We start from the raw sequence: 1,798 nt of genomic DNA on the forward strand, positions 1-1,798 counted from the left end.
GCCCCCGCCTCCGCCAGACGGGGCCGGCCCGGCGCCTGCGCTCGAATTTCATCAACGGCATCAAGGAACTGCCGGTCACCATCGCCTGACCAACTGCTGGACTGCCATCCTGGCCACCAGCGGCAACACACTTGCGTCCATTGGCACTCTCCGTGTGACTCCAGTGGGAACACGTTCTAGACCGCTGTGCCCCCATTCACGCGAGCGGTCGCCGTGCCACAAACCGCCCGCACGGCACAACCCCGACCATGCGCCACAACGGACCGCCCGGCGCGCGAACGGGCCGCTGTGACAGACCGCCCCACCCATCGCCCCCCGCGCGGTGTGAACGGTCGCCGTGCCACAAACCGCCCTCTGCGCGGTGTGAACGGTCGCCGGGCGGTGAACGGCCGCTGTGGTGCGAGGTGGCCGATGCGCGCGGGAGGACGGGTTTCGTGGTCGATCAGAGGCGTCTGGGTGGACCTGATCTGAAGCGGGATTTGCGGCGGGCGGCGCGGATGCGGCGGAGGATGCGGATGGTCTCGTCCGGGCCGGGTTTCCAGCCTCGTTCGATCAGGGCGTCGGCGACGTTGTGCAGGAGGTCTGCGATCTGGCCGGGAATGACGTCTCTTCGGACGGCGATCACCCGCCAGCCTCGTTGCCGGAGCTCCTCCCGGCGTTGGACGTCGTATTGCCGGTCGGCGTCCGAGGTGTGATGCGCCTGGCCGTCGTACTCGACTGCGACCTTGAACTCCTCCCAGCCAAGGTCAAGGTACGCGGATCGGTCGTTGCCCAGTTCGACCTTGATCTGGGTGACGGGCCTGGGGAGACCGCCTTCCACGAGCGTGACCCTGAGCATGCTCTCCCTGGGCGAGGCGGCGCCCCGGTCGGCCATGCTCAGGGTGTCGCGCAGGTGCCAGGAGTTGAGCGGGCGGTGCCACAGGGCTTCGAGATCGACGCCCTTGCGGGCGAACTGGTCGAGGAGCACGACCGCCTCCATGCGGGGCAGCCAGCGAGCGCAGTCAAGGGCTGTGCGTTCCATGGTGGTGAGGCGGACGCCCTGGTGCTCGGTGATGTCTTCGGCGGAAAGTGGCACCACGTACGAGACAGAGCCGGGGAGGGCGAGATAGGTCGGAGCGATCAGCTCGACGGGCCAGTCTTCCTCTGTGCCTTCGGTGAGGCTGATGCCCCAGATGTGCGCGGCCGTCTGGCGGCAGACGACGGCTTGCGGGACTGATCGCGTGATCCGGGCGGCGCGCTCGGTCAGCGGCGGTGGTTTGAAGGCTGGGCGTCCTAGAGGTGAGTAACGCCTCTGGTGGAGTGGGATTTCGGTCTCTGGTTGGGGGGACGGCTCAGCCTCGCGAAACGATGCCGCCGGAGTCAGCATCGAAGCCCGTGTCGATGCCTGTGTTGACGGTGCTGGAGCCAGTGCCGGTGCCGGAGCCAGCGCTGGTGCTGGTGCTGGTGCCGGTGTCGGAGCCGGTATCGGTGTCGGAGCCCGTGATGCCGGTGCCTGTGCCGGTGCAGGTGCTGGTGCCGCCCGTACTGCCCGCGCTGCCTGGACCGCCCGTGCCGTGAACTCACCGGTGACGTTGCTCATGGGATTGCGTCTGGGGTCGGTCGTCAGCCCAGTGGCGTGATTGCCGACGCGACCGATGATGGACCGCGCAGGCCCCGTTGGCGCCGCCAATTCAGCGGGCGTTGCCGGGCCGGTCAGTGCTGCTGGCTCGGTGGGCGGAGGTGGTCCGGTGGGCACCGTTGACTCGGTGGGCGCGAGCGGTCCGGTCGGCGCCGCCGATTCGGTGGGGGTGGGAGGGCA

General features: G+C 68.9%; 2 protein-coding genes. One reads left to right on the forward strand and one right to left on the reverse strand.

What is annotated here, in order from left to right:
- Window positions 1–442: 442 nt before the first annotated feature.
- Window positions 443–1,366 carry an endonuclease domain-containing protein gene (locus ETD85_RS62060; protein WP_138699060.1) on the reverse strand — a complete coding sequence of 308 codons (924 nt, stop codon included), beginning with the start codon at window positions 1,364–1,366 and terminating at the stop codon, window positions 443–445.
- Between the two features lie 14 nt (window positions 1,367–1,380).
- Between ETD85_RS62060 and ETD85_RS62065 the strand changes: the two genes are divergently transcribed.
- Window positions 1,381–1,557 (forward strand): hypothetical protein, encoded by a 177-nt coding sequence (locus ETD85_RS62065; RefSeq protein WP_170247511.1) that lies wholly within the window; start codon window positions 1,381–1,383, stop codon window positions 1,555–1,557.
- Window positions 1,558–1,798: the final 241 nt, after the last annotated feature.

It is taken from the genome of Nonomuraea zeae (genome assembly GCF_005889725.1).
In the GTDB taxonomy this organism is placed as follows: Bacteria; Actinomycetota; Actinomycetes; order Streptosporangiales; family Streptosporangiaceae; genus Nonomuraea; species Nonomuraea zeae.

Excerpts from the sequence above, each read along its gene's own strand:
- ETD85_RS62060 (WP_138699060.1), bottom strand. The coding sequence starts at position 1,366 with ATGCTGACTCCGGCGGCATCGTTTCGCGAGGCTGAGCCGTCCCCCCAA.
- ETD85_RS62065 (WP_170247511.1), top strand. The coding sequence starts at position 1,381 with ATGCCTGTGTTGACGGTGCTGGAGCCAGTGCCGGTGCCGGAGCCAGCG.